At 64.8% G+C, this 23,937-nt stretch carries 25 protein-coding genes; 20 read left to right on the forward strand and 5 right to left on the reverse strand.

The features are described 5' to 3' along the window. Together ABFX19_RS06145 and ABFX19_RS06150 are read right to left on the reverse strand one after the other, a co-directional pair. Positions 1–1,409, reverse strand: a 1,409-nt coding sequence (locus ABFX19_RS06145; protein ID WP_346027813.1) for a peptide MFS transporter, incomplete at its 3' end; no start/stop codon positions are given. 62 nt (positions 1,410–1,471) lie between these two features. Beyond that, positions 1,472–2,875, reverse strand: coding sequence for an amidase (locus ABFX19_RS06150; RefSeq protein WP_346027814.1), 1,404 nt, complete (start codon positions 2,873–2,875; stop codon positions 1,472–1,474). 113 nt (positions 2,876–2,988) lie between these two features. Between ABFX19_RS06150 and ABFX19_RS06155 the strand changes: the two genes are divergently transcribed. The 4 genes from ABFX19_RS06155 to ABFX19_RS06170 all read left to right on the forward strand — a co-directional run bounded on the left by ABFX19_RS06155 (position 2,989) and on the right by ABFX19_RS06170 (position 5,732). Next, the gene (locus tag ABFX19_RS06155) at positions 2,989–3,315 is read left to right on the forward strand and encodes a rhodanese-like domain-containing protein (protein WP_056545739.1); all 327 of its coding nucleotides are present in this window, start codon (positions 2,989–2,991) and stop codon (positions 3,313–3,315) included. Beyond that, positions 3,312–4,259 carry a prephenate dehydratase gene (gene pheA, locus ABFX19_RS06160; protein ID WP_346027815.1) on the forward strand — a complete coding sequence of 316 codons (948 nt, stop codon included), beginning with the start codon at positions 3,312–3,314 and terminating at the stop codon, positions 4,257–4,259. Before ABFX19_RS06155 ends, pheA begins: the two co-directional genes overlap by 4 nt. A 33-nt stretch (positions 4,260–4,292) precedes the next feature. Further along, complete coding sequence (locus ABFX19_RS06165; RefSeq protein WP_346027816.1) at positions 4,293–5,264, forward strand: DNA topoisomerase IB; 972 nt, start codon at positions 4,293–4,295, stop codon at positions 5,262–5,264. An 84-nt stretch (positions 5,265–5,348) separates the two neighbouring features. Further along, on the forward strand, positions 5,349–5,732 hold the full coding sequence (locus ABFX19_RS06170) for a hypothetical protein (RefSeq protein WP_277359370.1): 384 nt from the start codon (positions 5,349–5,351) through the stop codon (positions 5,730–5,732). A gap of 8 nt (positions 5,733–5,740) precedes the next feature. Here ABFX19_RS06170 and ABFX19_RS06175 read toward each other — a convergent pair whose 3' ends face one another. Then, positions 5,741–6,844 (reverse strand): diacylglycerol/lipid kinase family protein, encoded by a 1,104-nt coding sequence (locus ABFX19_RS06175; protein WP_346027817.1) that lies wholly within the window; start codon positions 6,842–6,844, stop codon positions 5,741–5,743. A 68-nt stretch (positions 6,845–6,912) separates the two neighbouring features. Here ABFX19_RS06175 and serS point away from each other — a divergent pair, with 68 nt between their 5' ends. Both serS and ABFX19_RS06185 read left to right on the forward strand, forming a co-directional pair. Further along, the gene (gene serS / locus ABFX19_RS06180) at positions 6,913–8,178 is read left to right on the forward strand and encodes a serine--tRNA ligase (protein ID WP_346027818.1); all 1,266 of its coding nucleotides are present in this window, start codon (positions 6,913–6,915) and stop codon (positions 8,176–8,178) included. A gap of 92 nt (positions 8,179–8,270) precedes the next feature. Continuing rightward, complete coding sequence (locus ABFX19_RS06185) at positions 8,271–9,128, forward strand: HAD family hydrolase (RefSeq protein ID WP_277359367.1); 858 nt, start codon at positions 8,271–8,273, stop codon at positions 9,126–9,128. Here the strand turns inward: ABFX19_RS06185 and ABFX19_RS06190 are convergent. Next, positions 9,125–9,751: a hypothetical protein gene (locus tag ABFX19_RS06190; RefSeq protein WP_346028045.1), complete on the reverse strand. Its 627-nt coding sequence runs from the start codon at positions 9,749–9,751 to the stop codon at positions 9,125–9,127. The two genes, ABFX19_RS06185 and ABFX19_RS06190, sit on opposite strands and share 4 nt — an antisense overlap. A gap of 90 nt (positions 9,752–9,841) precedes the next feature. Next, entirely contained in the window at positions 9,842–10,408 is a 567-nt protein-coding gene (locus ABFX19_RS06195) for an inorganic diphosphatase (protein ID WP_056546699.1), read from the reverse strand. Positions 10,409–10,580: 172 nt separating this feature from the next. On the opposite strand from ABFX19_RS06195, the gene dacB reads away from it, so the two are divergent. From dacB to panC, 14 genes are all read left to right on the forward strand, one after another. Further along, complete coding sequence (gene dacB / locus ABFX19_RS06200) at positions 10,581–12,008, forward strand: D-alanyl-D-alanine carboxypeptidase/D-alanyl-D-alanine endopeptidase (protein WP_346027819.1); 1,428 nt, start codon at positions 10,581–10,583, stop codon at positions 12,006–12,008. A 59-nt stretch (positions 12,009–12,067) separates the two neighbouring features. Continuing rightward, positions 12,068–13,186 carry a zinc-dependent metalloprotease gene (locus ABFX19_RS06205; protein ID WP_346027820.1) on the forward strand — a complete coding sequence of 373 codons (1,119 nt, stop codon included), beginning with the start codon at positions 12,068–12,070 and terminating at the stop codon, positions 13,184–13,186. Then, positions 13,183–14,262 carry a tRNA lysidine(34) synthetase TilS gene (tilS, locus tag ABFX19_RS06210; RefSeq protein ID WP_277359364.1) on the forward strand — a complete coding sequence of 360 codons (1,080 nt, stop codon included), beginning with the start codon at positions 13,183–13,185 and terminating at the stop codon, positions 14,260–14,262. The genes ABFX19_RS06205 and tilS overlap by 4 nt, the downstream gene beginning before the upstream one ends. A gap of 3 nt (positions 14,263–14,265) precedes the next feature. Then, positions 14,266–14,817 carry a hypoxanthine phosphoribosyltransferase gene (gene hpt, locus ABFX19_RS06215; RefSeq protein WP_277359363.1) on the forward strand — a complete coding sequence of 184 codons (552 nt, stop codon included), beginning with the start codon at positions 14,266–14,268 and terminating at the stop codon, positions 14,815–14,817. 186 nt (positions 14,818–15,003) lie between these two features. Then, positions 15,004–17,100 carry an ATP-dependent zinc metalloprotease FtsH gene (ftsH, locus tag ABFX19_RS06220; RefSeq protein ID WP_277359362.1) on the forward strand — a complete coding sequence of 699 codons (2,097 nt, stop codon included), beginning with the start codon at positions 15,004–15,006 and terminating at the stop codon, positions 17,098–17,100. A gap of 36 nt (positions 17,101–17,136) precedes the next feature. After that, positions 17,137–17,754, forward strand: coding sequence for a GTP cyclohydrolase I FolE (gene folE / locus ABFX19_RS06225; RefSeq protein WP_404800751.1), 618 nt, complete (start codon positions 17,137–17,139; stop codon positions 17,752–17,754). 14 nt (positions 17,755–17,768) lie between these two features. Next, on the forward strand, positions 17,769–18,674 hold the full coding sequence (gene folP, locus ABFX19_RS06230) for a dihydropteroate synthase (RefSeq protein ID WP_346027821.1): 906 nt from the start codon (positions 17,769–17,771) through the stop codon (positions 18,672–18,674). 7 nt (positions 18,675–18,681) lie between these two features. Then, positions 18,682–19,065: a dihydroneopterin aldolase gene (gene folB / locus ABFX19_RS06235; RefSeq protein ID WP_277359360.1), complete on the forward strand. Its 384-nt coding sequence runs from the start codon at positions 18,682–18,684 to the stop codon at positions 19,063–19,065. After that, complete coding sequence (gene folK, locus ABFX19_RS06240; RefSeq protein ID WP_277359359.1) at positions 19,062–19,556, forward strand: 2-amino-4-hydroxy-6-hydroxymethyldihydropteridine diphosphokinase; 495 nt, start codon at positions 19,062–19,064, stop codon at positions 19,554–19,556. The genes folB and folK overlap by 4 nt, the downstream gene beginning before the upstream one ends. A gap of 7 nt (positions 19,557–19,563) precedes the next feature. Beyond that, positions 19,564–20,055: a DUF3180 domain-containing protein gene (locus tag ABFX19_RS06245; RefSeq protein ID WP_056545763.1), complete on the forward strand. Its 492-nt coding sequence runs from the start codon at positions 19,564–19,566 to the stop codon at positions 20,053–20,055. Next, on the forward strand, positions 20,048–20,560 hold the full coding sequence (locus ABFX19_RS06250; RefSeq protein WP_346027822.1) for a PH domain-containing protein: 513 nt from the start codon (positions 20,048–20,050) through the stop codon (positions 20,558–20,560). Before ABFX19_RS06245 ends, ABFX19_RS06250 begins: the two co-directional genes overlap by 8 nt. Then, positions 20,557–22,095 carry a PH domain-containing protein gene (locus tag ABFX19_RS06255; RefSeq protein ID WP_346027823.1) on the forward strand — a complete coding sequence of 513 codons (1,539 nt, stop codon included), beginning with the start codon at positions 20,557–20,559 and terminating at the stop codon, positions 22,093–22,095. The genes ABFX19_RS06250 and ABFX19_RS06255 overlap by 4 nt, the downstream gene beginning before the upstream one ends. After that, positions 22,082–23,020: a Rossmann-like and DUF2520 domain-containing protein gene (locus ABFX19_RS06260; protein ID WP_346027824.1), complete on the forward strand. Its 939-nt coding sequence runs from the start codon at positions 22,082–22,084 to the stop codon at positions 23,018–23,020. The genes ABFX19_RS06255 and ABFX19_RS06260 overlap by 14 nt, the downstream gene beginning before the upstream one ends. Further along, positions 23,017–23,922 carry a pantoate--beta-alanine ligase gene (gene panC, locus ABFX19_RS06265; protein ID WP_346027825.1) on the forward strand — a complete coding sequence of 302 codons (906 nt, stop codon included), beginning with the start codon at positions 23,017–23,019 and terminating at the stop codon, positions 23,920–23,922. Before ABFX19_RS06260 ends, panC begins: the two co-directional genes overlap by 4 nt. Positions 23,923–23,937 lie beyond the last annotated feature (15 nt).

Consider the following 23,937-nt stretch of genomic DNA (forward strand, 5'->3'; position numbering starts at 1 on the left):
CCGAGCACGATTGCCGTGATGCCGCTGAAGGAGAAGTACGGCACCTCGTTGTCCTGGTTGTAGTATCCCGCCAGAATGCCGGCCACCGTGGTTCCCAGCGAGATCGATAGGAAGAACAGGGCCACCATCTGGGTTCGGAAGGCACTCGGCGCAAGCTTCGTTGCAACCGAGAGCCCGATCGGCGACAGGAACAGCTCCGCCCAGGTGAAGAACAGCAGGATGACCACGAGAGCCATCAGCGGAGTGCTGTTCGGTCCGCCGCCGGAGAACGGAATGAACAGCAGGAACGCGACGCCCATGAACACCAGGCCGAGAGCGAACTTCAACGGTGATGACGGTTGCCGGTTTCCGAGCTTCGTCCACAGCGCAGCGAATACGGCGGCGAAGATGATGATGAAGATCGGGTTGATCGACTGCACAAAGCTCGGCGGCATGATCCAGCCGAACAGGTTGCGGTCCAGGCTGCGGTCCGCGTAAATCGCGACGACGGTGAACTGCTGCTGGAACAGCCCCCAGAACGCAGCGCTGGCAATGAACAGTGGAATGAAGGAGTACACCCGCTTGCGCTCGACGGCGTTAACGCGCTTGCTGCGCAGGATCACCGTGAAGTAGGCGATCGAGGCCGCGATGGCGACGTACGCCATGGTCTGGGCGAGATTCGCGGGCGTCACCAGGCCGGTGGTGAAGGCAAGGATGATCACAACGACGACGGCCGCAGCAATCAGCCCCATTCGCGCCAGCCGACCGGGCGGCAGCGGGTTGGTCACCGCGTGGGCTGTCTCCGGCAGGTTCTTGCGGGTCAGCGCGTACTGCGTCAGGCCGATCGCCATGCCGACGGCCGCGAGCCCGAAGCCGTAGTGGAAACCGAACTCCGTCCAGGCCAGGCCCGTCAGCAGTGGGCCGATAAGGGCGCCGATGTTGATGCCCATGTAGAAGATGGAGAAACCGGCGTCGCGCCGTTCATCACCCTCGGCGTAGAGGGTTCCAACCAGCGAGGTCGCGTTGGCTTTCAGGCCGCCGGAACCGACACCGACGAGGACCAGACCCACCGCGAGGCCGACTCCGCCCGGCAGCAGCGCCAGCGCAATGTGGCCGAACATGATCATGATGGCGGAATAGAAGAGGACCTTTTCGGACCCCAGAACCCGGTCAGCCAGCCATGCTCCAAGGATGGTGGAGAGATAGACGCCGCCGCCATAGGCCCCCACCAGGCCGGTGGCAATTCCCTGGTCAATGCCGAGGCCGCCGTCGGCCACGGAGTAGTACATGTAGTAGAGGAGGATTCCCTGCATGCCGTAGAAGGAGAAGCGCTCCCAGAGTTCTACGCTGAACAGGTTGGCAAGCATTCGGGGGTGACCCAGAAATGTTTTGCCCTCCGTTGTGGCTTTGTCGTTGTGAGTTGTGCTCATTCACTCCATGATGCCAGTCACGTTTTGGACTGTCATATCCAAATCGCGATCGAACAGTTATGCTAATCGGTTTGGTTGGCGCGGAAGTGGTCCTCAAGCTGAGCTGACACGGTAAGGAGGTCCGCCTCAGCGCTGGGCCTTCCGATCAACTGGATGCTCATGGACAGACCCTCGGCTGTGGTGAAGATAGGCACCGAGATGGCAGGCAACCCGCACACGTTCACCATCGACGTGTAGGGCGAGTATTGGCACTGGCGCAGATAGTCGGTGTCAGCATCCGCATCGGTGTACCAGCCGATTGGACGCGGGACCATGCCGAGAGCCGGCGTCGCAATGATGTCGAAGGCGGAGTACTGCGCGATGGTGTCCTGCTCAAATTGCCGCAGGATGTCGACGGCGGAGGCAAGGTCCGTCGCAGACTTCCCTTGCGCGCGGCGCCGGAGGGTACGGGCGAGGGTCGTCAGGTCTTTTTCCCGGTCGGCCGGGATGCGTGCGACGGCCAGGCCTGCGGTCCACACCGTCTGAAAAGCTTCATGATAGCGGGGATCGTACCGGAGGTCTGCCTCAAGGATGTCGTGGCCGACGGCGCCGAGCGCCTTTACCCCGGCGTCGAAACCGGCCTGCGCGGCGTCGTCGAGCTCGATGGGAAAGGCCGCGGCGAAAGGCGAGGCGGTGCTGACCCCGATCCGGAATCTACCGTCAGCCCGCAGCGCTGCGTCGAGGAACGAACCATGGGCGGCGGCGCTGGTTGCGTGGAAGTTCGGCTCGTTCACCATGGCGTCGAGCAGCAGGGCGGCATCCGCCGTCGTCCGCGCCAGCGGTCCGGCCACCACAAACTGACCGAGATCGCTCTGGCCTGCACCGGAAGGCACCCTGCCGCGGTTGGGTTTGAGGCCGATCAGCCCGGTGGCAGCGGCCGGAATCCGGACCGAGCCGCCGCCGTCCGTGCCCGGCGCAAACGGGATCAGGCCTGCCGCGACAGCCGCTGCGCTGCCGCCGGACGAACCACCCGAGCTGAGCGCCGGGTTGAGCGGATTCCGCGACGGCGGTGCAACGGAATTCTCGCTGTAGCAGCTCAGACCGAACTCCGGAACCTGCGTCTTTCCCACACTGATCGCGCCGGCCCGCCGGAGAACGGCGACAAGCGGCGAGTCTGCGGCCGCCACCGTGTGCTGCAACGCTGCGCTTCCGTGTGTGGTCACAACCCCGGCGACGTCGGTCAGGTCCTTGTGCGCAAGCGGCAGGCCATGTAGCAGAGGCAGGTCCGCCCCGCTTGCCTGCAGTTGGTCAGCGGCGCCGGCTTCCGCCAGTGCCGCGTCAGCAGTCACGGTGACAAAGGCGCCCAGCTCCATATTTCGGGCGTGGATTCGGTCCAGATAATGCGTAGTGAGTTCCCGGGAGCTGAGCTCACCGCGTCGGAGGAGGTCCCGCTGTTCAAGAGCGGTCAGCTCGGAAAGGGAACTCATGGGAGGGCCTTCCTCAGGGGTGGGGTGTCTGCGGTCCCCACTATAGGCTTGGATTCAAGGCGTACTGGAGTCGGAATGTCGGAGTCGGACAAGGAACAGAGACGGAGCTTGCAGTGACCAACAGCGAAAACGTGTCCATCGACGCAATCAGTGAGGGCACCGCCGTCCTAGACGTGCGTGAGGACTATGAGTGGGAGGCCGGGCACATCGAAGGAGCCCGGCACATTCCCGTCAACGATATTCCGGCGCGGCTCGACGAGCTTGACCCGGATGAAGACCTGCACGTCATTTGCCGGACCGGCGGACGCTCGTTCCGGGTAAGCGAATGGCTGGTCGCCAACGGATACTCTGCGGTGAATGTCAGCGGCGGAATGGACGCCTGGGTGGAGGCCTCGAGGCCGATGGTCTCTGAAACCGGTGAGGAGCCGCGCGTTCTATGAGCTCCTACGCATATCTCGGCCCCGAGGGCACTTTCACCGAGGCAGCGCTCCTCCAGGTGCCCGGGGCGGACAAGGCCGAGAGGGTACCCGCCGTCACGGTGAGCTCCGCTCTGGACATGGTCCGCACAGGCCGGGTGACGGCAGCGATGGTGCCCATCGAAAACTCGGTGGAGGGCGGCGTATCAGCCACCCTTGATTCGATTGCCAACGGGGACCCTCTGCGCATCATCCGGGAAATCCTCGTTCCGGTCTCCTTTGTGCTGGTGGGGCGCCCGGGGCTGGAGCTCGCCGACATCCGCTTCGTGGCAACCCACGGCCACGCCTGGGCGCAGTGCCGGGGCTGGACCGAACAGAACATTCCATCCGCGGAATACATTCCGGCGTCCTCAACAGCGGCTGCAGCCCACACCCTGCTCGACGACGGCGCCGGCCACGATGCCGCGATCTGCTCACCTCTCGTGGCCAACCGCCTTGGCCTGCGCATCCTCGCGGAGCACATCGGTGATGTTGCCGACGCGGTGACGCGGTTCATCCTGGTCAGCAGGCCGGACACCCTGCCGGCACGGACCGGGGCGGACAAGACCACCCTGGTCATTCCCCTGCCGGAAGACCATCCGGGCGCCCTGATGGAGATTCTCGATCAGTTCGCTGCACGCGGAGTCAACCTCAGCAGGATTGAATCCCGCCCCACGGGACTGTTCCTGGGGGACTACTTCTTCAGCATCGACGCGGACGGCCACGTAGCGGATGCCCGCGTTGCCGACGCCCTCCAGGGACTGCACCGCATCAGCCCGGGGCTGCGGTTCCTCGGTTCCTATGCACGCGCGGACCGGCGTGAATATGACGTTGCCCGGCATACCTCCGACCAGGCGTTCCAGTCAGCGCAGGAGTGGGTTGACTCGCTGCTGCGTTCCCCCACGGTTGATCCGGAGAGCATAGGCTAGGTCTTCCCTGCAGGCGGTATCAGAGGAGGCGGCGTGCCACGACTTCGACGCAGTGACTGCAACAAGCCCGGTTACACCCGCCGTCGCCACGGAAAGGGCTTCAGTTACCGCAACCAGCAGGGTGAGCCGCTGGAACGCGATGAACTTGAGCGGATCAAAGACCTGGTCATTCCGCCGGCGTGGCGTGATGTCTGGATCAGCCCCTATCCCAATGGCCATATCCAGGCGCTAGGCACAGACGACGCCGGTCGGCGGCAATACATCTATCACCCCGCCTGGCGGGAGAAGAAGGACCGCGAGAAGTTTGACCGGGCGCTGGATTTCGGCGAACGCCTCCCCAGCGCGCGGCGGGTCATCACACAGCACCTGCGCAGCAACGGCAGCGGCCGGGAGCGGGCCTTCGCGGCTGCGCTGCGAATTGTTGACTCCGGCGCGCTACGGATTGGATCGGCGCAGTACGCAGCCGAGAACGGTTCTTTCGGGGTGACAACCCTGCGGGTTGAGCACGTTACTCTCAGCGGACCGGTGATTACCCTGCAGTTTCCCGGAAAGAGCGGCCAGCAGTGGGACACCACCATCGAGGACCCGGATCTCGCCGCGGCGCTGCGCCCGATGATGCGCAGGGAAAGCGCGGACACCATGCTCGCGTACCGTGCCGCAGACGAATCCTGGCATTCGATTGACGCTTCCCAGCTCAATGAGTTCCTTCGCCAGGTCACGGGTGGAGGCTTTACGGCGAAGGATTTCCGCACCTGGCAGGCTACTGTCGTCGCGGCCATGGAGCTCGCCCGGATGGATCTGAAGGCCACCAGCCGGACGGCGCGGCAGAAGGCAGTCGCCGCGACCATGCGCTCGGTCGCTGAACACCTCGGCAATACTCCGGCGATCGCCCGCAGCTCGTATGTGGACCCGCGCGTGGTGGACCGCTTCATGTCCGGGGAGGCCATACCCGTGGCGAGCTACTCCGCGTCGGAGAAGGCTGTTCGCGAGCTGCTTAAAGCGTAGGAATGCTTTCCCACGGACCGGTCGCTAAGTAGGCTGATGGTGAGCGCCCGGCCAATGGGCGACCCTTTTGGAAAGGCAGGCACCATGAGCGAGCAGCCACACAACAACGAGGTCAACCCAAACAAGGATGACGGATCCACCTCTGACCCGAACTGGCACGGCGATGCCGGCGACCAGGGCAATGACCTGCGCTTCGCGGAGGAGCAGCAGCTCATCAACAGCCAGGCACAGAACGCTGATGCGGTGGGTGAGACAACCGGCGCAGCCACGGGCGGCTACACCGGCGCGCAGCGCGCTGACGGGGTCGGCGAGTACACCGAAGGTCAGGACCAGCTTGATGAAGGTGAGTACACCGACAAGGACGGCACCACAGACGCAGACTCCAACATTGAGGGGGAGTACACCGATGCTGACTCCGTCCCGTCCCTCCAGGAAGGCGGCGACGCCGAGGGAACTGAGCGCCACTAGCAGCGTTTCTACTGCGCAGGCGCGTCGCTGAACATTCCAGCTGATGGTCCGGTTGCCCGTCCAGGGACCCGGACCATCAGTGCGCCGGGAGCCACGCTCACGCTCAGGGAGGTCACATCGCCGGAGGTGTCGCCGTCGAGCTGGGTGCCCGTTGCCTCGGAGACACGGACGTCCACCCGCTTCACGCGGTGGTAGGTGATCACCGGAATGGGCCCCGCGTGCCGGAAGAGGATCTTCGCGGCAACCCACAGCCAGCCGAGTATGCTCCGCGGACTGGTAATCACAACATCGAGATAGCCGTCGTCTATTGTCGCGTCGGGGACGAAGGTGATGCCGCCGGGCAGCCGTGCGCAATTTGCGAACAGGACACTGTGCACTTTCCGGGTCTGCGCGGGCCCGCCGTCAATGCTGATCGACATGCGTTGGCGTTTTCCGGGTAGGCTCCGCACGCCGGCTTCGCTGTAAGCCAGCCAACCGAATTTCTTCTTCAGGGCGTCCTTGGTGGCAGCCACCACCACAGCATCAAGCCCGACGCCGCCCATCACCAGGAACGTATGCTCACCGCTGACACCGGTCCGCTCATTGCGGAGCTCGACACGGCCCATATCGATCCGCCGGCCAGCCCCGTGAAGCGCCTGCCTGACGCTGCGTGGCACGTCGTTGACGGCTATACCGAGGTTGCGCGCCAGCAGATTACCGGTCCCCAGCGGCAGCAGTCCCAGCGCGGCATCGCTGGAAACCAGCCCGGTTGCCACGGCGCGGACGGTGCCGTCTCCACCTGCAGCAAGAACGACGTCGTAACCTTCTGCGACAGCGCGCCGCGCCTGGGCGGCACCCGGCTCCGCAACCGTAGTCTCCAGCACCAGGGGAGGTTCCCATCCGGCGTCTGAGCAGGCCTGCTCAACCTGCTCGCGGGCGAGCGGCGCACTGAGTTTGACCGGGTTGAGGACCAACGCAACCCGCTGCTGTTCCCCGGTCGCCGAAAGGGTGGGGCGCGGTTCCTCCCACTGCAGTGAGCGTTCACGGCGCAGCTTTCGAACGCCCCACCAGCTGAACGCTGACGCGGCTGCGGCGACAACCGCAAGGGCGGTGATAATCCACTCAAGGGGCATGATTTCCCCAGACTATCCTTCAGCGCACGGGTGCCGGGCGCGCAGATCCCATTCGGTAGTCTTGTGAGGTGATCGACGTAAACGAACTCCGCGACAATCCTGAAAAATTCCGCCTTTCGCAGCGTGCGCGGAAGGCCGACGAGTCTTTGGTGGATGCGATCATCGCGGCTGATTCCCGGCGTCGCGAGGCGGTCACGAGTGCGGAGTCGCTGCGGGCTGAGCAGAACTCCTTCGGCAAGCGCGTTGCCAAGGCGCAGGGCGAGGAAAAGCAGGCACTTCTTGCCGAGGTGAAGGAACTGGCGGAGTCGGTGAAGGCTGCCGCAGCGCAGGCCGAGGAAGCGAAATCCGAGGCGGACGCCCTTCTGCGTCGGCTGCCCAACGCCATTCTCGATGGCGTGCCGGCTGGTGGCGAGGAAGACTTCGTGGTCCTCAAAACAGTAGGAGAGCCCCGGCAGTTCGATTTTGATCCGCGGGACCACCTGGAAATCGGCGAGCTGATCGGCGCGATCGACATGGAGCGCGGCGCCAAGGTTTCCGGGTCCCGCTTCTACTTCCTGAAGGGCGTAGGTGCGCGCCTGGAGCTTGCCCTGCTCAACATGGCTATGGATCAGGCAATCAGTGCCGGGTTCACACCCATGATCACGCCCACACTGGTGCGGCCCGAGACCATGCAGGGGACCGGTTTCGATATCGCCCACGACGCGGAGATCTATCGCCTTCCGGAGGACGACCTCTACCTGACCGGCACGTCCGAGGTAGCGCTGGCCGGGTATCACTCGGATGAGATCGTGGACCTCTCGGCCGGGCCACTGCGGTATGCCGGCTGGTCCTCCTGCTACCGGAGGGAAGCCGGTTCACATGGGAAGGACACCCGGGGGATCATCCGGGTGCACCAGTTCAACAAAGTGGAGATGTTCACTTACACCACGGTTGAGGAATCAGAAGCGGAGCACGAGCGCATGCTCGCCTGGGAAGAGGAGATGCTGGCAAAGGTTGAGCTGCCCTACCGCGTCATCGACACCGCCGCCGGGGATCTCGGGATGTCAGCCGCGCGCAAGTTCGACTGCGAAGCCTGGGTGCCCACCCAGAACGCGTACCGCGAGCTCACGTCCACCTCTAACTGCACCGGCTTCCAGGCTCGGCGGCTCAACATCCGCGAACGCGTGCAGGGCGCCAAGGCTACCCGCGCCGTGGCAACGCTGAACGGTACCCTCGCGACAACCCGGTGGATTGTCGCCATCCTTGAGCATCACCAAAACCCTGACGGCTCGGTCAACGTGCCGGCCGCACTGCGCCCATATCTCGGAGGCCTGGAGGTTCTCCCGGTCCTGTAGAGGCAGGTTCAGCCCTCACACGTAACCAGCCGTTGGCTTAGTTGTGATCAAAAACCTACCCGCGATTACTGGCTTTCTGGTTCACTTTAACGATGACAACTACATTTTCCGCTGGCATCGATGACCAGCAGCAGACAACACGGAAACTCATTGCCCTCGATGTTGACGGGACCCTTGTGGATCACGAGGGGCTCATGTCGGACGAGGTCCGCACCGCGGCCAGCGCCGTCGTGGATGCCGGCCACGAGGTGGTGATCGCTACCGGCAGATCGCTCGGCGCCACCCTGCCCATTATCGAGAAGATCGGGCTTACTCGCGGTCATGCCGTGTGCTCCAACGGCGGCGTCACTCTTCGCATCGATGTGGACGAGTTCGAGGACGGCTATGAAGTCGTCAACCGGGTGGTCTTCGACCCGCGACCGGCGCTGGTGGCCCTGCGAAAGTGCCTTCCCTCGGCCAAGTTCGCCCTCGAGGATGATGAGGGCCGCTTCCTTTCCACCGAGCGGTTCCAGGATGCGAGTTTCGGAGCAGAGGCAGAAAGCGTTGACTTCCAGCGGATGCTGCGGGCGCGGGCCGTCCGGGTGGTGGTGTTCAGTACGGACAGCACGGCCGAGGAGTTCGGCGAGGCCGTCGAATCCATCGGACTCCACGGTGTTACCTACTCGGTAGGGTGGACCGCCTGGCTGGACATTGCAGCTGCGGGCGTCACGAAGGCCAGCGCGCTTGAGCTGGTGCGTCGGAGGCTGGACGTCGATCCCTCCGAAACCGTTGCCATCGGTGACGGCCGCAATGACATTGAGATGCTTTCCTGGGCAGCGCGCGGGGTTGCGATGGGCCAGGCCCCTGAAGAGGTGCTGGCCGCGGCTTCCGAGGTGACGGCTTCGGTGTACGACGACGGCGCCGCGAAGATCCTGCGCTCCCTCACCCGGGCGGGACAGGACGAGCGCTAGTACGCCAGCGCTGCCGGCGGCAGCGCCGCCGGGCCGTACACCAGGTCCAGCAGCCGGGCGGCTGCGGGACGGGTGGCCCACTCTTCCATCCAGTGTGAACGGATGACGGCCTTGCTCACTGCCTGGGTGGTGATTCCCAGCTCCTGGGCTATCAGTTTCTGCTGCCCGCGGGCTCCCGGTGTCATGAGGTCCAGGACATTCCACTCCGCGTCGGTGCGCGTGTGGACAATCTGCCCCAAAAGGCGCAGCACCGCTTCCGCCTCGGCCGAAACCTCCGAGTCGGGGCCTTCCACCGCGAGCGGGATCCGCTCACCAGTCTTCTGCGCCCGGTTCACCGCCCTGCGCGAGTACACCAGTCCGTACCCCTCGGCGTCGGTGATGCGTTCAGGCAGGGGGGAATGGACCTCTCCGACGCCGATCCCGACGTGCCAGCGCCGGTACCGGATCGCTTTCAGCGCCACATCGACGGCAACCCCGGCGCTGCCCACAACGCCCTGCAGCTCGTCGCCCACCGAGCGTTGAAACGGCACCACCGTGTCGATGAACCGGAACTCACGCAGCAGCTCGGGCACCAGGTCACCCACGTCGCGGGAATCGCGCTGATTGATGGTGACCACGAACAGCATGACCCCAGTATGACCGAGGAAGCCCTCGAATCAACCGATTTGCGTTGATTCGAGGGCAATGTTTGGTGTGGAACTATTGATCAGGAGCTACCGGCCCTGCGGATCATTGTCAGCGTTGTCGGTGTCGGTGTCGACAGCGCGCCCCTGCGGCTCGTCCTCTTCACTTGCTTCACCCAGAGCCTGGAAACGCTTCAGTGATGCCTCAACTTCTGCCTCTGCGGCCTCGCGGCCCTCCCAATCAGCGGCTTCAACCCACTTACCCGGCTCCAGATCCTTGTACTTCCGGAAGAAGTGCTCGATCTCATCCAGCAGGAACTTGGAAACGTCTCCGAGATCCTGGATGTGGTCGAAGCGGGCATCAACGGGGACACACAGTACTTTGGCGTCTCCGCCGCCGTCGTCCACCATGTTGAAAACGCCGATCGGGCGGGACTCAACCAGGACTCCCGGGATGAGGTCGAAGTCCTGCAGCAGAACCAGGGCGTCCAGCGGATCTCCATCTTCGCCCAGCGTGTTCTCGAAGTAGCCGTAATGCGTGGGGTACTGCATCGAGGTGAAGAGCACGCGATCCAGCCGGAGGCGGTGGGTCTCGTGGTCGATCTCATACTTGACGCGTGATCCCTTGGGGATCTCAATGGTGACGTCGAGCTTCATTGCCATGTGGAACTCCTGCGGTCAGCGGTTGGTAAGTGAAAACCTTGGCGGGGCTGCCGAACCACCCGCAGCCCCCATCTACTGTTAAAGATATAGGCCGCCGCGCGCATCATCGATTCGTGTCCGGAGCCGATCCCTTCAGTTCCCAGCATGAGCCTTTCGAGAGGACGCCATGAACCGCAGCGCCAGGGTGTTCACTGCCCTGTTGCTTGCCCTGGTTCTCGGAGTGCTAGCGGTCCCTGTCGGTTTCCATTACGGCCCGCAGGTTGCGGAGCTGGTCACCGGCCCGCCTCCGCAGGTGGAACCGGAAATCCCGGTCATCCAACAAACTCCGGACGACGTTGCCGCCCCCACGCTCGTCAGCCAGCTGGACGCACAGGCGCCGGCGCCGGTTCCGGACGTTCTTGCCCCCCTGCTCGCCGCCGCACTGGAGGTTCCGGGCGGTACCCCGGTGACCGGCGTCGTTCTTGATGCGCTGACCGGCGAGGTGCTTTTTGACCGGGGCGGAGGGGAACCGCAGCTTCCCGCCTCGAACATCAAGATCCTCACTGCCACCGCGGCGCTGGCCAAACTCGATCCGAATCAGCGGTTGACCACCTCTGTGCTCACGGGAGGCGCCGGCGGGGAAGGCGTCCTGGTGTTGCGTGGAGGAGGGGACGTCCTCCTCGGCTCCGGGGAGTCCGATGCCGAGAGCGTTATCGGCCATGCCGGTCTTGCTACACTCGCCCGGGAGACGGCAGCCCAGCTCGACGGCGATGGCCCGTACCGCGTCGTGATTGACGACTCGCTCTTTGTCGGGGACGTCCTCAACCCCAGCTGGCAGCCCGGTGACGTGCAGGCCGGCGAGATTGCGCCGATCTATCCTCTCGCCATCAATTCGTCCTGGACGGATGAGTCGAAGCAGTCCGGCGCGAGGGCGGCGGATGCGGCACTGGCTGCGGCCACCGTATTCCGGGAGGCGCTACTTGCCGCTGGCGTGCAGGTTGAGGAGGGCATCGAGCGGCAGGTTACGGGTGAGGACGCGGAGGAGGTGGCGTCCGTCGAGTCGGCGACGGTCGAAGCGCTGGTTGAACACATGCTCCGCACCTCGGACAACTACCTCGCCGAGGTGCTCGCCCGGCTCGCGGCAGAGGCCAGCGGCAGGCCGGCGTCGTTTGGCGGGGGGCTCGAAACGATCGCCGAGGTGATCGCCGGGCTCGAAGTGCAGACAGAGGAAATGGTGCTTGGAGATGCCTCAGGCCTTTCGCCCAGGAACCGAATCAGCCCGCGGCAGCTCTCGGACGTGGTGCGCACGCTGCTCCGCTCCGACAACCGGGCGCTGCGGCACGTGCTGCACGGCCTTCCCGTGGCCAGCCTCTCCGGCACGCTGGCGGACCGCTACAACGACGACGACGCCCCCACTTTTGCGGGCGCGGGCCTGGTCCGCGCCAAGACCGGAACCCTCAACGCGGTGACTGCCCTCAGCGGTCACGTGGTGTCAGTTGATGGCCGCCTGATGGTGTTCTCGTTCATTGCGAGCGGCCTTGACGGGACCACGGAGCCGGCACGGGCCGCGGTGGACAGAGCAGCCGCTGTCCTTGCCACCTGCGGGTGCCGCTGAACCCCGGTGTGCGCTCTGGGTGGACTCCGCCAAGCGGCCTCCCAGACTAATGTGGTCGAATGGCCACCATGGACAGCAACGCCCCCCTTCAGCTCGTCAACTGGGATCTGGCCGCCAGCAGCGCGGCGAAACTGGCGCCTCCGGGCCCCAAACTGAGCGCCGGGGAAGTGCGGGACGCCGTAGCGAACCTCCGGGAACTGGCAGATCTCTCCGTTGAGCACGTTCATCGGATCACGGGCCTCGAGGCGGCGCGGGACCTGCGGGATTCGGAGCTGATCATCGTGGACCGCGCATCGTGGGCCAAGGCCAACACCCAGAGCTTCAAGGTGCTGATGGCGCCGGCGATCGAGCACCTTGCGCAGACCAAAGGCGAGCAGCTGAAGGCGGCCAATGCGGCCCTCGGCGGCGCAGTGACCGGTGCCCAGATGGGCACCATCCTCGCCTTTCTCTCGAGCAAGGTCCTCGGGCAGTATGATCCGTTTGTTGCCTCCAGCCGGGGGCCCGGCGGACGCCTGATGCTCGTGGCGCCCAACATCGTCTCCGTTGAGCGTGAACTGAATGTGGAGCCCGCCGACTTCCGGCTGTGGGTGTGCCTGCACGAGCAGACCCACCGGGTGCAGTTCGCTGCCGCACCGTGGCTCAAGGACCACATGTTGGAGCACATCTCCGAACTCACCGTCGGCCTGGCGGACAAGGCCGAAACCCTGGCGGAGCGGCTCACCAACGCGCTGAAGTCGCTGCCAACACGCAGCCAGAACGGTAAGGACCAGGACGACGACGGCGTGCCCCCGAGCGATGGCGGCATCCTCTCCCTGCTCCAGGAACCTGAAGACAAGGCCCGGCTCTCCCACCTCACCGCCGTCATGAGCCTGCTCGAAGGACACGCGAATGTGGTGATGGACGCCGTTGATTCCAGCATCGTGCCCACCGTGAAGACCATCCGCCGCCGGTTCAACGCACGAGGGAAAACCCGTGGACCGGTCGAGAAGTTCATCCGCCGCCTATTGGGCCTGGATGCGAAAATGCGCCAGTACAGCGACGGGGCACGCTTCGTCCGCGCGGTCGTGGACGCCGTCGGTATGGAAGGGTTCAACCGGGTGTGGGAGCAAGCGGAGAACCTGCCCACCGAAAAGGAGATCCACGCGCCCAGGGAGTGGATCACCCGGATGGGACTGTGAGCCGCCGGCCGCGGCTCAGCCCTACGGTCGGCACGGCGAGAAACCTGATCCGCGCCGCGCTCGAGGATGCGCAGGTTTCCGAGGGATCGCTGATCCTGGTTGCGTGCAGCGGCGGAACCGACTCACTCGCGCTAGCCGTTACGGCGGCGTACTTCGCGCAGACCGGTCAGTACCGGGTGGGTGCCGTCGTCGTCGATCATGGTTTGCAGCAGGGCAGCGCGGACGTAGCGGAGGCCGCGCGCTCCCAACTGGCGGCTCTGGGCCTTGCACCGGTGGAGGTGCGCCGGGTTGAGGTGGCAACAGCTGGAATGGGCCCGGAAGCCGCAGCACGGATTGCCCGATACGGGGCGCTCGATGCCGCCGTCGAACAGCACCGCGCCGCCGCCGTTCTGCTCGGCCATACCCTCGATGACCAGGCCGAACAGGTACTCCTCGGTCTCTCCAGGGGTTCGGGAACCCGCTCATTGAGCGGCATGCCCCCGCGCAGAGGGGTTTACCTTCGACCGTTCCTCGCCCTCCGGCGCATTCAGACGGAGGAGATCTGCCGGTTCACTGGTCTTGACCCGTGGCATGATCCGACCAACGCGGACCCTTCCCTGATGCGCTCACGCGTACGCACCCGGGTGCTGCCTTTCCTGGAGGACGAGCTAGGCCCCGGAATCGCAGAGTCCCTGTACCGGACGTCGCGGATCCTCTCCCAGGACGCCGCCTACCTGGACGAGCTCGCAGAGGTCGAGTACGGCCGGCTCAGAAAGACTGCAGGCAGTAGTGAGCCGGGGAAAGAAGAGCACGACGGCGGCAGCCTCCTCCTGTCCGAAGAGGGCCTGCGCGCCCTTCCGCCCGCTCTCCGGCAGCGGGTCCTGGCGCTCGCCGTCGTCGAACTCGGCGGAATTCAACCAAGCTTCGAACGCCTGTTGGCCGCAGAGAACCTGTTGCGGCGCACCGGATCAGCGGGTCCAGTGCAGCTCGGCGGCAGCGTGAGCGCCTACCGGCAGGTCAGGGGTGCAGGGGTTCCCCAAGGCCACTCAAGCTATGGCAGTCTTGTCCTTAGGAAAAACCTCACAATCCGGGAGTAATTGGTGGATTCACAAGACGTCCAGTCGGACCTCAAGCACGTTCTCTACACCAAGGAAGAGATTCAGCAACGGGTCCAGGAACTGGCCGCGGAAATCGACCGCGATTACGCCGGCCGGGACGTCCTCATCGTGGGAGTGCTCAAGGGTGCGGTGATGGTCATGGCTGATCTGGCACGCGCCATGCACTCGCACGTCACCATGGACTGGATGGCCGTTTCCTCCTACGGTTCGGGAACGCAGTCCTCCGGTGTGGTCCGGATTCTCAAGGACCTCGAGACAGACCTCATGGGCAAGCACGTCCTGATCGTCGAGGACATCATTGATTCGGGGCTCACCCTGTCCTGGCTGAAAGCCAACCTGCTCTCACGCGGTCCCGCTTCCGTCGAGATCTGCACTTTGCTCCGCAAGCCTGACGCCGCAAAGGTAGCGATCGACGTGAAGTACGTCGGCTATGACATCCCGAACGAGTTCGTGGTGGGCTACGGCTTGGACTTCGCCGAGAAGTACCGCAATCTGGACTTCATCGGTACCCTCGCGCCGCACGTCTACGAATAGCTCCGCAGGTGGGCGGGAACCCGCCTGTACGCCCAGAGGGAACTTTCCACCGCGGGTGCGCGTGGATTCTGAAGAGAATGTAAAGCTGGTAGCACATTTCGGGCGCGCCGCTTTGGGCGATCCGCAGGTGGACGAGCGCTATGTGGCAGTTAATCAGGAGGGACAGGGCACTGCGCCCTGAGTTGAATGAAATTGAAGAGCTTGTTCAGAGGACCCATTTTCTGGATTGTGCTGGCAGTTGCCGCACTTCTGGTCATCCTGCCCTCCGTGTTCAACAGCAGCGGTGCCCGAGTGGACACCAATATCGGCCTGGAACTCCTCGAGAGCGATCAGGTGGAGCAGGCAAAGATTTACGACGGCGAGCAGCGGGTTGATCTCACGCTGCGCGAGGACTATGAAGAGCTCGGCCGCAGCGTTTCCTTCTTCTTCAGCGCCGCACGTGCCGAGGACGTAGTCGACGCCATCAACTCCTCAGACGTGGACGGCTTCACGGACCAGCCGGTCGAGAACAACTGGTTCACCAGCATCCTCGGCCTGATCCTGCCCATCCTGATCCTTGGTGCAATCTTCTGGTTCCTGCTCAGCAGGATGCAGGGCGGCGGCTCCAAGGTGATGCAGTTCGGCAAATCCAAAGCCAAGCTCATCAACAAGGACATGCCCCAGGTCACCTTCAATGACGTCGCAGGCGCTGATGAAGCAGTCGAGGAACTCCACGAGATCAAGGAATTCCTGCAGGAGCCTGCCAAATTCCAGGCGCTCGGCGCGAAGATCCCCAAGGGCGTGCTTCTCTACGGCCCTCCCGGAACCGGTAAAACCCTCTTGGCCCGCGCCGTTGCGGGTGAAGCCGGAGTGCCGTTCTACTCAATCTCCGGATCCGACTTCGTCGAGATGTTCGTGGGTGTCGGTGCCTCGCGCGTCCGTGACCTGTTTGAACAGGCAAAATCCAACGCTCCGGCCATCATCTTCGTTGACGAGATCGACGCGGTCGGACGCCACCGCGGTGCCGGCGTGGGCGGCGGCAACGACGAGCGTGAGCAGACCCTCAACCAGCTTCTGGTGGAGATGGACGGCTTCGACGCGAACACCAACGTCATCCTCATCGCAGCGACCAACCGACCGGACGTGCTGGATCCTGCGCTGCTGCGTCCCGGTCGCTTCGACCGGCAGATCGGCGTCGAAGCCCCGGATATGGGCGGGCGTCTGCGCATCCTGCAGGTCCACTCGAAGGGCAAGCCCATGGCGCCCGGCGTGGACCTGAAGTCCGTAGCCAAAAAGACTCCCGGGTTCACCGGTGCTGACCTCGCGAACGTCCTGAACGAAGCAGCGCTGCTCACCGCCCGGTCCAACGCCCAGCTCATCGACGACCGCGCCCTCGACGAGGCGATCGACCGCGTCATCGCCGGGCCGCAGAAGCGCAGCCGGGTCATGAAGGAGCTGGAGCGGAAAATCACGGCGTACCATGAGGGCGGCCACGCCCTGGTTGCCGCCGCACTGCGCAACACGGATCCGGTCACCAAGGTGACCATCCTTCCGCGGGGCCGGGCTCTGGGTTACACCATGGTGCTGCCCGCGGATGACAAGTACTCCATCACCCGCAACGAACTCCTCGATCAGCTGGCCTATGCCATGGGCGGCCGCGTGGCGGAGGAGATCGTGTTCCACGATCCCTCGACAGGTGCATCGAATGACATCGAGAAGGCAACCGCTACTGCCCGGAAGATGGTGACACAGTACGGGATGAGCGAGAGGATCGGTGCCGTGAAGCTCGGCCAGGGCGGCGGCGAGCCGTTCCTGGGCCGCGACATGGGCCACGAGCGCAACTATTCGGATCACATCGCCTACATCGTCGATGAGGAGGTGCGTCGGCTCGTGGACAACGCCCATGATGAGGCGTATGCCATCCTTACCGAAAACCGAGACGTTTTGGACCGGCTGGCTCTCGAACTGCTGGAACGTGAAACCCTGAACCAGGCGGAGATTGCAGAGGTCTTCACCGACATCCGCAAGCGGGACGCGCGCAGCATCTGGCTCTCGAAGGATAGCCGGCCGGTGCACTCCCTCCCTCCCGTGGTCTCCGCCAAGGAACGCCAGGAAGCGGAGGCAGCCGGAGAGCCTGACCCCGAAAACGTTTCGCCGCAGGATCAGATTGCGGATGCCAATCTGCCCAGCGGTTTCGACGTCACGGGCGATGCCCTGCCGGAGCCGGAGACTGAGCCGGACAACAAAGGCGGAACCACCGGGAACAATGACCAGGACGGGTACGGCCAGCGTCGTAACCGCTAGCAGGTCGGCCACAGGGGCCGGGATAGGATTCTTGGCGTGACCGATTTTGACGATCAAATGGTTGATGTGGCTCTCGCGGCCAGCGGTTCAACGGTGGACCAGCCGAGAATCGAGCGGGCAGTCCGGGAGATCCTCGCCGCCATCGGCGAGGATCCTGACAGGGACGGCCTCGTGCAAACACCCAAACGGGTGGCCCGCGCGTACGCGGAGTTCTTCGCGGGACTTCACCAGCATCCCAAGGATGTCCTTTCGACCACCTTTGATCTGGACCACGAAGAGCTGGTGCTCGTCAAAGACATTCCGTTCTATTCGACGTGCGAGCATCACCTTGTCCCGTTTCATGGTTCAGCGCATATCGGGTACATTCCCTCAGACGACGGAAAAATCACAGGCCTGAGCAAACTGGCGCGGCTGGTGGAGATTTATGCGCGGCGTCCGCAGGTGCAGGAGCGCCTCACCACGCAGATCGTGGATGCGATGATGGAGCACCTGCAGCCGAAGGGCGCGATCGTGGTCATCGAATGTGAGCATATGTGCATGTCGATGCGCGGCATCCGCAAGCCGGGAGCCAAAACGGTCACTTCAGCGGTGCGCGGACAGGTGCGGGAAGCCGCCACGCGCGCCGAGGCCATGAGCCTGATACTTGGAAGATAGGACACAGCAACTTTATGGATTCACTCGCGGCAGCCCCAGGAACCGGACCGGCAACCTCCCCCATTCCCGTCCTGCGGCCATCCCGGGTTCGCAAGTCCTTCGCGGACCTGCCGACGGAGCGGGCGCTGGTGATGGGAATCCTCAATGTCACCCCTGATTCCTTCAGTGACGGCGGCAAGTTCGCAACGGCAGATGAAGCCATTGCTGAAGGGCTGCGCATGCATTACGCCGGAGCGGACATCGTGGACGTCGGCGGAGAATCGACCCGCCCCAACTCTGACCGCATCACCGTAGAGGAGGAGCAGCAGCGCATCATTCCGGTTGTCGAGGCTCTGGTTAAGGCGGGCGCGCTGGTCAGTGTCGACACCATGCATGCGGCCACTGCAGCTAGGGCGATTGATGCCGGCGCCGCCATTGTGAACGATGTTTCCGGGCTGGATTTCGATCCGGACATGCCGGGACTGATTGCCGAACGCGGAGTCCACTACGTCCTGATGCACCAGCGCGGCAATCCGCAAACCATGGATTCCCTTGCCAGCTATGATGACGTCGTTGAAGACGTCATCTCCGAACTCACGGACATCCGGGACAAGTTCTACGCCGCCGGTGTAACCCCGGAACAGATCATCCTGGATCCCGGAATTGGCTTCGCCAAGAAGGAAGACCACAACTGGGCACTGTTGCGCGCACTGGACCGATTCGACGTGCTCGGTCACCGCATTCTGGTGGGAGCCTCCCGCAAGCGGTTCCTCGGAACCCTGCTCAGCGTTGCTGGCAAGGCAGCAGCTCCCGCCGAGCGCGGTGACGCGAGCGTTGCCGTTTCCGCCCTAGCAGCTGCACACGGCGCCTGGTGCGTCCGTGTGCATGACGTCGGACCGAACCTGGATGCGGTCAAGGTCGCCGCAGCCTGGACCAGGTAGACGGATCATGGCACAAAGTTCTCCCGCGCAGCGGGACAGGATCACACTGACGGGGATTACCGCCGTCGGGCACCATGGGGTGTTCGAGCATGAGCGCCGTGATGGCCAACCCTTCATTGTCGACGTGGTGCTTCACCTCGATCTGCGGCCGGCAGGTGAGAGCGATGACCTCACGCGCACCGCGCACTACGGCGAACTCGCCGAACAGGTCGTAGAACTCATCACGGGTGAGCCGCTTGATCTCATCGAGGCACTGGCTGAGCGCATAGCCGCCGCTATCCTTTCCGCCTTCGCCGTGGACGCCGTCGAGGTCACCGTGCACAAACCCAAGGCGCCCATCGAGGTGCCGTTTGGCGACGTCGCCGTCTCCATCTTCCGGGAGCGTTCATGAGTGGAACGGTGCGTTCCATCCTCGCGCTGGGCAGCAATCTCGGCGAAAGCCGCGACACGCTGTCCCTCGCCGTTGCCGACCTCGTTGACTCCACGAACGTGCGTTTGCGTGAAGTGTCGCCGATCGTGCAGACGAAGGCCGTCGGCGGCCCGGAGCAGCCGGACTACCTCAACATGGTGATCGAGATTGAGACGGACCTTGGGCCGTATGAACTGCTTGAGCACTGTCAGGCCGTTGAGAATAAGCACCACCGGGTCCGCTCTGTCCGGTGGGGTCCGCGTACTCTCGACGTCGACATCATCACCTACGGCGATCTCGTCTCGGATGACGAAAAGCTGACCCTGCCCCATCCCCGCGCGGCGGAGCGGGCCTTTGTCCTGCAGCCCTGGGCGTGGATGGACGGAACGGCTACGCTGTCGGGGCGCCCGGTCGCGGAGCTTGTCCAGCAGGCGGAAGACCTCCCCGGCCTCGTACCGTTCGAGGGGGCCTAGCAGAGCCGTGGGATCAATCCGCATCGGCTGGCTGGTTCTGATCGGTTTGGTGTTCGGTGCCGCCGGGTGGCTGGTCAACTGGTGGGCAACCCGCAACGGGTACCCCACCCCGTCGCTGCCGCTGAGTTCGCTGTTGACCATCGCCGCCGTCGTCGCGGTGACACTTATTTTCGGGCTCCGGGTGAGGCGCTGGCGCGGCGGCAATCGCAAGCGGGTCCTCGATCCGATCCTGGCGGCACGCACCGTGGTGCTTGCCCAGGCGACTGCCTATGCGGGTGCCCTGACAACCGGCTGGCACGCGGGGATCCTCGCCGATCAGCTGACGCTGGTGGGAGTCCGCAGCAACCTCGGTCCATTGTGGGGTTCGCTGGCGGTGATTGCCGGTGGCATAGTCATGATTGCAGTCGGACTGATCGTGGAGAGCTTCTGTAAGCTTCCGCCGGATGATGAGGCCGGGTCGGAGACGAGGCGTGAGAGCGGCGAGGGGGAGTATGCGTAGGGAACCAATTGACCCGGCGGGGATTGAGTGGACGCGGGTGTCACCCAAGTACCTCAGGGTCCGGCTTGTAGGGTGGGCGATAGGCAGCCTCATCTTCCTGGTGATCTTCTCTGTTCCGCTCGTCCTGTTGCTGACGGGGGTGCTGCCCCGCTTTCCGCTACTGCTCGCGTGGTTGCTGCCCGCCGCCGTCGTCATCTTTGCCGGGTGGCGTGGACTGCTCCTGCCCCGTCAGGTGCGCGCTATCGGCTATGCGGAGCGCAATGAGGATTTGCTGATCCGGCAGGGCATCTTCTTCCAGCGCACCATGGTGGTGCCCTACGGCCGGATGCAGTATGTCGACGTCGCGGTAGGGCCGATTGAACGCGCCCTCGGCCTGTGCACGCTCAAGCTGCACACGGCGTCGCCGGGCACCAATGCCGAAATTCCAGGGCTTCCTTCCAGTGAGGGAGCGCGGTTGCGGGAGCAGCTCTCGGCACGCGGTGAAGCGAAGCTGGCAGGGCTGTGACCGGCGCCGTACCTGACCCGGCGGTGCTCTCCGCCTCACCCGAGGAATGGAAGCGCGTCCACATCATTTCGCCGCTCGTCCGCGGCTGGATTGCCATTGCCGCGCTGATCTTTTTCGGCGGCCGCGATTGGTTCGAGGGTCTCCTGACCGGAGAGCCTGGAGGATTCAGGGGAGAAGGGGTAGGCAATCTTCCCCTTGCCATAGCCATCGTCGTCGGCGTCGTGCTGCTGATCGCGGCCGGGTTCTTCCTCTCCTGGTACTACACGCGCTACCAGGTGACCGAGGAGCACGTCCGAGTCAATTCGGGAGTGGTCTTCCGTCAGCACCGGCAGGCGCGTCTGGACCGGGTGCAAGCCATCGACGTTGTCCAGCCGTTCCTCGCGCGGCTGTTTGGGCTCGCGGAGCTCAAGTTCGATGTGGCGGACGCCGGGGAGTCGGCGGTACGGCTCTCCTTCCTGAAACTGGGGGAGGCTCAGAAGCTGCGGGCAACCATCCTGGCGCGGGCAGCTGGCGTCGTCGTGGATCCGGAGCACCCACAGGACATCCCCGAGGCACCCGAACGCGAGGTCCTTGCCCTCACTCCTGCCCGCGTGCTGGGCGCCGCGGCACTCTCCGGCAACACTGTCGCGGTGGTACTCGGCCTGATCGGCGTGGTGGTCTTTGCCTTCGTTCTTGAGACCGGGGCGCTGCTGGCGGCTTTCGTTCCCATCCTCATCGGTGTGGTCAGCGGTTACTGGAACGTGCTGAACACGGGGTTCAACTTCCGGGCAGCAATTTCACCGGACGGCATTCGCATCCGCTACGGGCTTCTCGATACCCGCACACAGACGGTGCCGCCCGGTCGGGTGCAGGCGGTCGGCGTGATCCAGTCACCCCTGTGGCGCCTGAAGGGCTGGTACAAGGTCACCGTGAACGTGGCCGGCTACGGCGCGTCCGCGAGTGGTGAGGCGCAGGCACGCGCCACCCTCCTTCCGGTGGGAACGCTGGACGAGGTTCTTCAGGTAATCGCGCTGGTGCTCCCCGATCCGGGAACGGACTCGCCCGTCGAGGTGTTCTCGGCAGGCCTGTCAGGACGGGATGCCGACGCCGGTTTCATCACCACCCCGCGGCGTGCACGCCTCATCGCGCCGCTCGCCTGGCGGCGCAACGGGGTGGCGGTGACCGACACCGCGCTATTGGCCCGGTCAGGTGCGTGGTGGCGGCAGGTCGCCGTCGTACCGCATGAACGCACGCAGTCCCTGGCCCTTCACCAGGGCCCGCTGGCGCGCAGGTTCGGGGTGGCTGACCTCATCCTGCACACCACTCCCGGGCCGGTCTCTCCCCGCGTCCGGCAGATCCCTGAAGCGGACGCCTGGCGGCTGTTCTCCGAAGAGGCCGGGCGGGCGGCCGATGCCCGACGCCGCAGCGGTCCCGAACAGTGGATGCGGCCCGTCCCGGTGCAGGAGCAGATGGAAGAGACGGATGCGGCTGCCGACGCACCCGTCATGCCGACACCGCCCTCATACCTGGAAGGTCCACATCATGAACGTTACTGAGCGTCCGGTCCGTCCCGGCGCTGGAGGCCCCCGCCGGAAACCCGGGAGGCTCGGCGTCGGAGTGATCGGCGCAGGCAGGGTTGGTGCCGTTCTGGGTGCTGCCCTGCGTGCAGCCGAACACGCCGTCGTCGGAGTTTCCGCTGTCTCCGAAGCAAGCAGGGAACGGGCCGAGAACCTCCTGCCCGGGGTCCCGCTGCTTGGGATCGAGCAGATCGTGGAACGGGCGGAGCTTGTCCTGCTGGCAGTGCCCGACGACGCCCTCCCGGATCTCGTCTCCGGCCTGGCCGCCGTTGGTGCCTGGCAGCCCGGCCAGCTCGTCGCGCACACGTCGGGCCGCTACGGAACGGCCGTTCTGGACCCGGCGCGGAGGCTTGGCGCCATCCCGCTAGCGCTGCACCCTGCGATGACGTTCACCGGCATGAGCCTGGACCTCACGCGCCTGCCCGACTGCACGTTCGGTGTCACAGCGCCCACCGCCGTCCTCCCGGTGGCGCAGGCACTCGTGGTCGAGATGGGCGCTGAGCCGGTGGTCATCGAGGAAGAGGACCGCGTCCTGTACCACGCGGCGCTTGCGCACGCGTCGAATCACCTGGTCACCCTCGCTGCGCAGTCAACACAGTTGCTCGGCAGCATTGGTGTGGAGCGGCCGGACCGAATGCTCGGGCCGCTGATGCGTGCCTCCCTTGAGAACGCGCTCGCCGCGGGCGAGGGGGCACTCACTGGGCCGGTTGCACGCGGTGACACCGGTACGGTCGCGGCGCACGCCGCTGCCCTCGCCGAAGCGCCCGAAGACATTTCCCGTGCCTATACGCGATTAGCCGCGGTGACTGCCTCCCGCGCACTGGAACGCGGGCTCCTGTCCCCGGAGCAGGAACGCGCAATCACTGAGGCGCTGGCACGGCCCGAGAAGGAAGAAAGCGAATGAGGCCACGGGTTCTCACTACTGCGGCGCAGCTGCGTGCTGCGCTCGCCGAACAGCTGGCTGCGGCAGGTCCCGGCCCCGTCAGCCTGGGGCTCGTCCCCACTATGGGCGCCCTCCATGAGGGCCACGCTGCGCTGGCCCGCGCTGCACGGACAGAGAACGACGTCGTTGTTGCCACCATCTTCGTCAATCCTCTTCAGTTCGGGGACCCGCTAGACCTTGACCGGTACCCCCGAACGCTGGAGGCGGACCTGGAAATCCTTGGGGGCTACGGTGTCGACCTGGTCTTCGTGCCGTCCCGGCAAGAAATGTATCCGGGCGGCGAACCGCTGGTCCGGCTCTCCGCCGGACGCCTCGGCGCAAGGTTTGAGGGCGAATTCCGGCCGGGACACTTCGACGGGATGCTCACCGTCGTCGCCAAGTTGCTGCATCTGGCCTGGCCCGCCGCCGACGCCGCGTATCGGGCCTACTTCGGGCAGAAGGACGCGCAGCAGCTGGCACTGATCCGCCGGATGGTCCGCGACCTCAGCTTCACGGCGGACATCCGTGCGGTACCCACGGTGCGGTCTGCCGAAGGGCTGGCGCTCTCGAGCCGGAACCGGTTCCTGACGGCACAGGAGGCGGATGCCGCCCTTGTCCTGTCCCGCGCATTGCGCCTGCTGGCGGAGCGCGCTGTCCGCTGCGAACCGCTGGACCTGGAATCCGCCGTCGCACTGGTGGAAAGCCAGCCGCTCGTGCAACTGGAGTATTTCGAGGTGGTGGACCCGGATACTTTGGAACCGCTCGCCTTCAACTGCCGCGAGACTCCCTTCTCGGGGGAGGCACTCGCGCTGATTGCCGCAAGGGTGGGCAGCGTCAGGCTCATTGACAATCAACCGCTGCTTGCGGACCCGGCGGGCACGTAAGGCTGAACCGGTAAC

The sequence above is a fragment of the Arthrobacter parietis genome (assembly GCF_039530425.1).
GTDB lineage: Bacteria > Actinomycetota > Actinomycetes > Actinomycetales > Micrococcaceae > Arthrobacter_D > Arthrobacter_D parietis.

Coding starts and splice junctions, on each gene's coding strand:
- ABFX19_RS06205 (WP_346027820.1), top strand. CDS start 12,068: ATGGCCACCATGGACAGCAACGCCCCCCTTCAGCTCGTCAACTGGGAT.
- ftsH (WP_277359362.1), top strand. CDS start 15,004: ATGAAATTGAAGAGCTTGTTCAGAGGACCCATTTTCTGGATTGTGCTG.
- ABFX19_RS06260 (WP_346027824.1), top strand. CDS start 22,082: ATGAACGTTACTGAGCGTCCGGTCCGTCCCGGCGCTGGAGGCCCCCGC.
- folB (WP_277359360.1), top strand. CDS start 18,682: ATGGCACAAAGTTCTCCCGCGCAGCGGGACAGGATCACACTGACGGGG.
- ABFX19_RS06250 (WP_346027822.1), top strand. CDS start 20,048: ATGCGTAGGGAACCAATTGACCCGGCGGGGATTGAGTGGACGCGGGTG.
- pheA (WP_346027815.1), top strand. CDS start 3,312: ATGAGCTCCTACGCATATCTCGGCCCCGAGGGCACTTTCACCGAGGCA.
- folP (WP_346027821.1), top strand. CDS start 17,769: ATGGATTCACTCGCGGCAGCCCCAGGAACCGGACCGGCAACCTCCCCC.
- ABFX19_RS06195 (WP_056546699.1), bottom strand. CDS start 10,408: ATGAAGCTCGACGTCACCATTGAGATCCCCAAGGGATCACGCGTCAAG.
- ABFX19_RS06170 (WP_277359370.1), top strand. CDS start 5,349: ATGAGCGAGCAGCCACACAACAACGAGGTCAACCCAAACAAGGATGAC.
- folK (WP_277359359.1), top strand. CDS start 19,062: ATGAGTGGAACGGTGCGTTCCATCCTCGCGCTGGGCAGCAATCTCGGC.
- ABFX19_RS06185 (WP_277359367.1), top strand. CDS start 8,271: ATGACAACTACATTTTCCGCTGGCATCGATGACCAGCAGCAGACAACA.
- ABFX19_RS06175 (WP_346027817.1), bottom strand. CDS start 6,844: ATGCCCCTTGAGTGGATTATCACCGCCCTTGCGGTTGTCGCCGCAGCC.
- dacB (WP_346027819.1), top strand. CDS start 10,581: ATGAACCGCAGCGCCAGGGTGTTCACTGCCCTGTTGCTTGCCCTGGTT.
- ABFX19_RS06150 (WP_346027814.1), bottom strand. CDS start 2,875: ATGAGTTCCCTTTCCGAGCTGACCGCTCTTGAACAGCGGGACCTCCTC.
- panC (WP_346027825.1), top strand. CDS start 23,017: ATGAGGCCACGGGTTCTCACTACTGCGGCGCAGCTGCGTGCTGCGCTC.